This is a genomic window from Saccharopolyspora sp., from assembly GCF_017434145.1.
GTDB classification, from domain to species: domain Bacteria; phylum Actinomycetota; class Actinomycetes; order Mycobacteriales; family Pseudonocardiaceae; genus Saccharopolyspora_C; species Saccharopolyspora_C galaxeae.
Genome location: NZ_JAFRFW010001006.1, coordinates 1 through 8089, shown reverse-complemented (window position 1 = coordinate 8089; position 8089 = coordinate 1). Strand labels below are relative to the sequence as shown.

The following is an 8089-nucleotide window of genomic DNA, read 5'->3' as shown; positions in this document are numbered from 1 at the left end:
GGTGCACCCCGCCCAACTGCCTGCCCGGCACGGTCCGGTCGTCGCGGCCGCGCAGCGCGCCGACCGCGAGCACCACCGCGTCGTGGCCGGCGCGCAGTTGCTCGACGGTCAGGTCCGCGCCTACCTCGCAGCCGGTGACGAACCTGGTGCCTTCCGCGCGCATCTGCGCCAACCGCCGGTCCAGCGCGGACTTCTCCATCTTGAACTCGGGGATGCCGTAGCGGAGCAGGCCGCCGATGCGGTCGTCGCGCTCGTAGACGGTCACCTCGTGCCCGGCGCGGGTGAGTTGCTGCGCTGCGGCCAGCCCGGCGGGGCCGGAGCCGACGACGGCGACCCGGTCGCCGGTCTGCTCCTGCGCGAGCTGCGGGTGCACGTAGTCGTTCTCCCAGCCGACCTCGGCGATGGTCTCCTCGATCCGCTTGATCGCGACCGCGCCACCCGCGTCCGGCGAGATCGCCAGCACGCAGGCGGATTCGCACGGGGCGGGGCACAACTTGCCGGTGAACTCCGGGAAGTTGTTGGTGGCGTGCAGCCGGTCGCTCGCCTGCTCCCACTTGCCGCGGCGGACCTGGTCGTTCCACTCCGGGATGAGGTTGCCCAGCGGGCAACCCGCCGAGCCGGAGTGGCAGAACGGGATCCCGCAGTCCATGCAGCGCGCGGCCTGCGCGGACACCTGCTCATCGCGGTCCGATGTGGACAGTGCCGCGTAGACCTCGCGCCAGTCGCCGAGGCGGTCCTCGTAGGACCGCTTGGGCGCGTCGGCGCGGGAGTACTTCAGGAAGCCCTTGGGGTCAGCCACGGGACGCCTCCATGATCGCCTCGTCGATGTCGCGGCCTTCGGAACGGGCCAGCCGCATGGCCTCCAGCACCCGCGCGTAGTCCCGCGGCATGATCTTGGTGAACGCCGCGGAGCGCCGCGTCCAGTCGCCCAGCAGCGACGCGGCGACCGCGGAACCGGTCAGCTCGTGGTGGCGGCGCACGATCCCGTGCAGCCACCGCAGGTCCTCGCCGCTGGGCCGGTGCAGGTCGACCATGGCGGTGTTCGCCCGCACCGGGTCCAGGTCCAGCACGTCGCCGATGCCGCCGGACATGCCCGCGGCCCCGTTGCGGCCGGTCGTGCCGAGCACACCCGCGTGCCCGCCGGTCATGTACTCGAAGGCGTGATCACCGGCGCCTTCGGCGACCAGGTCGGCGCCGGAGTTGCGCACCGCGAACCGCTCCCCGACCTGCCCGCGCAGGAACACCTCGCCGGAGGTCGCGCCGTAGCCGACGACGTTGCCCGCGATCACTTGGTCCGCCGCTGCGAACGCGGCGTCCCGGTGCGGGCGCACCACCACGCGACCGCCGGAGAGGCCCTTGGCGACGTAGTCGTTCGCGTCGCCGACCATTTCCAGCGTCACGCCCGGCGGCAGGAACGCGCCGAGCGACTGGCCCGCCGAACCCTCCAGCTGCACGTGGATCGTGTCGTCCGGCAGTCCTTCGCCGCCGTAGCGGCGGGTGACCTCGGCGCCGAGCAGCGTGCCCACGGTGCGGTTGACGTTGCGCACCGGCAGTTGCAGCCGCACCGGGTGGGCGTCCTCCAGCGACGCCTCGGCCAGCTGGATCAGCGTGCGGTCCAGGGCGTGATCGAGTCCGTGGTCCTGCTCGCGGGTCTGGTGGCGCACCGGCGAGTACGGCGTCTCCGGCTCGGCGAACACCGGCGAGAGGTCCAGCCCGGCGGTCTTCCAGTGCTGCACGGCCTCTTCCGTGCGCAGCACGCCGACCTGCCCGATCGCCTCGCGCAGGCTGCGGAAGCCGAGTTCGGCGAGGTATTCGCGGACTTCTTCGGCGACGAACTCGAAGAAGTTCACCACGTGCTCGACCTGGCCGGTGTAGCGCTTGCGCAGCTGCGGGTTCTGGGTGGCCACGCCCACCGGGCAGGTGTCGAGGTGGCACACGCGCATCATCACGCAGCCCTCGACGACCAGCGGGGCGGTCGCGAAGCCGTACTCCTCGGCGCCCAGCAGCGCGCCGATGAGCACGTCCCTGCCGGTTTTCATGCCGCCGTCGACCTGCACCGCGATCCGGTCGCGCAGGCCGTTGAGCAGCAGCGTCTGCTGCGTCTCGGCCAGCCCCAGCTCCCACGGCGTGCCCGCGTGCTTGAGCGAGGTCAGCGGTGCCGCACCGGTGCCGCCGTCGTGCCCGGAGATCAGCACCACGTCCGCGTGCGCCTTGCTCACGCCCGCCGCGACGGTGCCGACGCCGACCGAGCTGACCAGCTTCACGTGCACCCGCGCCTGCTCGTTGGCGTTCTTCAGGTCGTGGATCAGCTGCGCCAGGTCCTCGATCGAATAGATGTCGTGGTGCGGCGGCGGCGAGATCAGCCCGACGCCGGGCGTGGAGTGCCGCGTCTTCGCGATCCACGGGTAGACCTTGTGCGCAGGCAGCTGGCCGCCTTCGCCGGGCTTGGCGCCCTGCGCCATCTTGATCTGGATGTCGGTGCCGTTGACCAGGTATTCGCTGGTGACCCCGAAGCGGCCGGAGGCGACCTGCTTGATGCCGGAGCGCCGTTCGGGGTCGTGCAGCCGGTCGGCGTCCTCACCGCCTTCGCCGGAGTTGGAGCGGCCGCCGATCCGGTTCATCGCGATCGCCAGGGTCTCGTGCGCCTCGGCGGAGATCGCGCCGTAGCTCATCCCGCCGGTCGCGAACCGCTTCATGATCTCCGAAGCGGGTTCGACCTCGTCGACGGATATCGGCTCCCGGTCGCTGCGCAGCTCGAACAGCCCGCGCAGCGTGCCGCCCTCGCGGGCCAGCCGGTCGCACTCGGCGGTGTAGCGGCGGTACGCCTCGATCTTGCGGGTCTTGGTGGCGTGCTGGAGCAGGAACACCATCTCGGGGCTGAACAGGTGCAGCTCGCCCTCGCGGCGGTAGGAGTACTCGCCGCCGACCTCCAGCCGCCGGTGCACCCGCTCGGTCGGGTTTTCCGGGTAGGCGCGGCGGTGCCGCTGCGCGACCTCCTCGGCCAGCACGTCCAGTTCGGCGCCGCCGAGCAACGCGGCGGTTCCGGTGAAGTACTCGTCGACCAGCCGCTTCGACAAGCCGACGGTCTCGAAGATCTGCGCGGCGGTGTAGGCGCCGACGGTGGAGATGCCCATCTTGGACATCACCTTCAGCACGCCCTTGACCAGCGCTTGCACGTAGTTGCGGATCGCCACCCGCGGCCGGAGCCCGCTGATCTGGCCGCCGGAGATCATGTCCTCGATCGTCTCGAACGCCAGGTACGGGTTGACCGCGGCGGCGCCGTAACCCAGCAGCGCGGCGATGTGGTGCACCTCGCGGGCATCGCCGCTTTCCACCACCAGCGCCACCTGCAGCCGCTCCTTGGTGCGCACCAGGTGGTGGTGCACCGCGGAAACCAGCAGCAGCGACGGGATCGGCGCCATCCGGTGATCGGAGTCGCGGTCCGAAAGCACTAGTACCCGGGCGCCCGCTCGAATCGCCTCGGAGGCGTCCTGGCGGACCCCTTCGATGGCCTCGGCCAGCGCCTCGCCCCCGCCGTCGACCTCGTAGAGCCCGGAGAGCACGGCAGAACCGAACCCGGGCAGGTCGCCGTCGGAGTTGATGTGGATGAGCTTGGCCAGCTCGTCGTTGTCGATCACCGGGGTCGGCAGCACGACGTGCCTGCAGGAGGAAGCGGCCGGTTCCAGCAGGTTCTGCTCCGGGCCCATCACGCGCGCCACCGAAGTCACGATCTCCTCCCGGATCGCATCCAGCGGCGGGTTCGTGACCTGCGCGAAGTGCTGCACGAAGTAGTCGTAGAGCAGCCGCGAGCGCTGCGAGAACGCCGCGGACGGGGTGTCCGAGCCCATCGATCCCAGCGGTTCGGCGCCGCCGGAGGCCATCGGGGCCAGCAGCATCGCCAGCTCTTCCTCGGTGTAGCCGAACGCGAGCTGGCGGCGCAGCACCGACTCGTGGCTGTGCACCACGTGCTCCCGGTCCGGCAGCTCGCCGAGGTTGATCTGGCCGGCGTGCAGCCACTCGCCGTAGGCGTGCCCGGCGGACAGTTCCGCCTTGACCTCGTCGTCATCGACGAGCCGGCCCTGCTCGGTGTCGATCAGGAACATCCGGCCCGGCTGCAACCGGCCCTTGGCCACGACGTCGCTCGGGTCGATGTCGAGCACGCCGGACTCGCTGGCCAGCACCACCCGGTCGTCGGCGGTGCGCCACCAGCGCGCCGGGCGCAGGCCGTTGCGGTCCAGCACCGCGCCGACCAGCGAACCGTCGGTGAAGGTGACGCAGGCCGGGCCGTCCCACGGCTCCATCAGGCCCGCGTGGAACCGGTAGAACGCCTTGCGCTTCGGGTCCATCTCGGCGTGGTTCTCCCACGCCTCCGGGATCATCATCAGCACCGAGTGCGGCAGGCTCCGCCCGCCCAGGTGCAGCAGCTCCAGCACCTCGTCGAACGACGCCGAGTCCGAGCCGTCCTCGGCGCAGATCGGGTACAACCGGGACAGGTCGCCGGGGATCAGGTCGGATTCCAGCAGCGCCTCGCGGGAGCGCATCCGGTTGCGGTTGCCGCGAATCGTGTTGATCTCGCCGTTGTGCGCCATGTAGCGGAACGGGTGCGCCAGCGGCCACGACGGGAACGTGTTCGTGGAGAACCGGCTGTGCACCAGGGCGATGGCGGTGCGCAGCCGCTCGTCGACGAGGTCGGGGAAGAACAGCGGCAGCTGCTCGGTGGTCAGCATCCCCTTGTAGATCAAGGTGCGCGCCGACAGCGACGCGAAGTACAGCTCTCGCCCGTCCCGCTCCGACTCCCGCTCGGCTCGTTTGCGCAGGCAGAACGCCCGGCGGTCCAGTTCCAGACCGGCCTCCCCGTCCGGGCCGGCGACCAGCAGCATCGCGAAGTGCGGCATGCATCCGCGCGCCGTCACGCCCACCTCCGCGCCGTCCGGGTCGGTCGGCACGTCCCGCCAGCCGAGCACGGTCAGGCCCTCCTCGGCGGCGATGCGTTCGGTCGACTCGACCGCCCGGCGGCGCTGCCCGGCGTCGGCGGGCAGGAACGCGATGCCCGCTGCGTAGCGGGACCGGCCGGCGGCATCCGGCTCGGGCAGGTCGAACTCGCTGCGCAGCAGCTCGTCCGGCAGCTGCAGCAGCAGCCCTGCGCCGTCACCGCTGGTGGGTTCGGCACCGGCCGCGCCGCGGTGGTCCAGGTTCCGCAGGGCGGTCAGCGCGTCGGCCACGATGCCGTGCGAACTCCGCCCCTGGACGTCGGCGACCATGGCCACGCCGCAGGAATCGTGTTCGGCAGCGGGGTCGTAGAGCCCCTGGGTGGCGGGAATGGCAGAGAAGACCACTGCGCAAACCTCCCTCGTCGATGTGCTGGGATGCGCCGCGCTGGGGCGGTTTCTCCCTGGGCACGGGACGACGCTGGCCCGCGTGTGCTGTCCGGCATCGGACTCTGCTCGTCCGGCGCTGGACTGGGGGATTCCCGTCACCGGACGGGAATTCGGCGGAACCGGTCAGCGGCACCGGCTCGCCGAGAGGAGTCATCGGCGACCCGGTCCATGCGCGCTATCGGTGCGCCGGTCGCAACACCGGCACCGGTCGCTGTGCGGACGCGCCCATCACCCGCGGAAACTTCACCTGAGCATCGAAGCCGCTGGGCAGGAACGCTCTGACGGCCTTTTGCCGGACCGTAACGGCCACGATACCGACAAGCCGCACCGCGAGTCAGCTCGCGGCGAAGTGAAAATTCCGACGTCGCGGCGCGTTCCCCAGCGGCTTCGCAGCGGCGATGATCGGTGCGGCACGACCGGTCGGGCCTGGCAGCGCGCGGGGAGCTGGTATCTTTCCTGCTCGCCGACGCTCGCGGCTGCGAAACCGGCGCGTGCCGTCGAGAACGTCCGCAGAGAGCAAGGAACAACGTGATGTCCGGGTTCCGCCGCCCCCCGTCGTTGCTGCTGACCGTGCTCGTGCTGCTGCTCGGTGCCACGGCGTGCGCCACCCGCACGCCCTCGCCCGCGCCCGCCGCGCCCGTCGAGGACCCCGCCGCGGCGTTTCCCGCGCAGATCCGGATGGCCGGGCAGGAACCGGTGACGCTGCCGCAGCAGCCCAAGCACATCGTGTCGCTGAGCCCCACCGCGACCGAGTCGCTCTACGCGGTCGGCGCGGGCGAGCAGGTCGCCGCCGTCGACCAGTTCTCGGACTTCCCGGCGCGCACACCGCGCACCGACCTCAACGGCCTGACCAGCGACGCAGCCGCGGTCGCCACCCGCAACCCGGACCTGGTGATCGCTCCGGAAGGCGCGGACAAGCTCGTCGAGGGACTGCGTGCGCTGGAGGTTCCGGTGCTGGTCACGCCGACTCCCGCCGGGCTGGACGAGGCGTACGGCCAGATCGAGACGCTGGGGCAGGCCACCGGGCACGGCAGGCAGGCCCGCGAGGTCACCGACCGGATGCGCGCGGACATCGCCGAGATCGTCGCGAAGACGCCGAAACCGCCGACGCCGCTGAGCTACTACCACGAGGTCAGCCCGGACTTCTACAGCGCGACCTCGCAGAGCTTCGTCGGCGGCCTCTACGGGCTGTTCGGCCTGCGCAACATCGCCGACGAGGGCGTACCGGCCGGTGCGAAGTTCCCGCAGCTCGCGCAGGAGCGCATCCTGCAGGCCGACCCGGACCTGATCTTCCTGGCGGACACCAAGTGCTGCGGAACCACACCGGAATCCGCGGGTGAGCGGCCCGGCTGGGACACGCTCACCGCCGTGCGCGAGCAGCGGGTCGTCGCGCTGGACGACAACGTCGCAGGCCGGTGGGGGCCGCGAGTGGTCGACCTGGTGCGCCGGATCAGCGAGTCCGTGACCCGCGCGCAGCAGTCCTGAGCGAGTTGCGCCGCACTCGGCTGCGCCCGCTCCCGCTGCTGGCGGGAGTGGCGGCGCTGCTGCTGGCGCTGCTGGCGTCGGTGCTGCTCGGCGCCGCCGACCTCGGCTGGCAGCGGGTGCTGGCGGAGATCGGCGCACAACTGTCCGGCGGGCATTCCCCGCTGTCCGAACGGGAAGCCGCGATCCTCTGGCAGCTGCGGGTGCCGCGGGCGGTGCTGGGTGCGCTGGTGGGGGCGGCGCTGGCGGTCTCCGGTGCGGCGTTCCAAGGCGTGTTCCGCAATCCGCTCGCCGATCCTTACCTGCTCGGGGCGGCAGGCGGCGCCGGGCTCGCGGTGACGATCGTGATCACCCTGCTGCCGCAGGCCGGTTCGGTGCCCGGCGTGGCGCAGGCGGCCGCGTTCGCCGGGGCGCTCGGCGGAGTCGCGGTGACCTGGCTGGTGGGGCGCTCGGCGGGGAACGACGCGGCGACGCTGGTGCTCGCCGGGGTCGCGGTCGGCGCGTTCCTCACCGCCGGGCAGACGTTCGTGCAGCAGCTGCGGCTGGAGAGCCTGCAACAGGTCTACCTGTGGATCTTGGGCAGGTTGAGCACGACCGGCTGGCGGGACGTGCTGCTGGTGCTGCCGTTGCTGATCGTCTCGGGCGCCGTGCTGTGCGCGTGCGCGCGGCTGCTGGACGTGCTGGGAGTCGGCGACGAGGAAGCGGCCTCGCTGGGCGTGCACCCGGGCCGGGCGCGGGCGCTGGTGCTGCTGGCCGCGTCGCTGGCCACGGCCGCGGCCGTTTCGGTGGCCGGGCTGATCGGCTTCGTGGGGCTCGTGGTGCCGCACCTGGTGCGGCTGGCCGCCGGTGGCGGCAACCGCGTCGTGGTGCCGTTGTCGTTGCTGTTCGGCGGAGCTTTCCTGGTGCTGGCGGACATGCTCGCGCGCACCGTGCTCGCCCCGGCGGAACTGCCGATCGGGGTGGTCACGGCGTTCACCGGGGCACCGTTCTTCGCCGTGCTGCTGCACCGGGGCAGGCGGATATGAGCCTGCAGGTGCGCGAGCTCAGCGCCGGGTACCGGCGGCGCAACGTGCTCTCGGACGTTTCCGCGCAGGTGCGGCAGGGCGGCTGGCTCGGAGTGATCGGGCCGAACGGCTCCGGCAAGTCCACGCTGCTCAAGGCCGCGGCCGGCCTGCTCCCGCACACCGGCGACATGCTGACCGGCGAGCGGTCGCTACGCGGCCGCGGGC

At 71.9% G+C, this 8089-nt stretch carries 5 protein-coding genes; 3 read left to right on the top strand and 2 right to left on the bottom strand.

Translation table 11 applies throughout. The annotated features are described in order from the left end of the window. The coding region (locus IJH84_RS27435) for a glutamate synthase subunit beta (protein ID WP_295150732.1) at window positions 1–799 on the bottom strand (799 nt) is incomplete at its 3' end. Further along, on the bottom strand, window positions 792–5336 hold the full coding sequence (gene gltB / locus IJH84_RS27430) for a glutamate synthase large subunit (protein ID WP_295150729.1): 4545 nt from the start codon (window positions 5334–5336) through the stop codon (window positions 792–794). The genes gltB and IJH84_RS27435, both read right to left, overlap by 8 nt. A 573-nt stretch (window positions 5337–5909) precedes the next feature. Between gltB and IJH84_RS27425 the strand changes: the two genes are divergently transcribed. From IJH84_RS27425 to IJH84_RS27415, 3 genes are all read left to right on the top strand, one after another. Continuing rightward, complete coding sequence (locus tag IJH84_RS27425; RefSeq protein WP_295150726.1) at window positions 5910–6863, top strand: ABC transporter substrate-binding protein; 954 nt, start codon at window positions 5910–5912, stop codon at window positions 6861–6863. Next, window positions 6860–7885: an iron ABC transporter permease gene (locus tag IJH84_RS27420; RefSeq protein WP_200070361.1), complete on the top strand. Its 1026-nt coding sequence runs from the start codon at window positions 6860–6862 to the stop codon at window positions 7883–7885. Before IJH84_RS27425 ends, IJH84_RS27420 begins: the two co-directional genes overlap by 4 nt. Continuing rightward, the coding region (locus tag IJH84_RS27415) for an ABC transporter ATP-binding protein (RefSeq protein WP_295150724.1) at window positions 7882–8089 on the top strand (208 nt) is incomplete at its 3' end. The genes IJH84_RS27420 and IJH84_RS27415, both read left to right, overlap by 4 nt.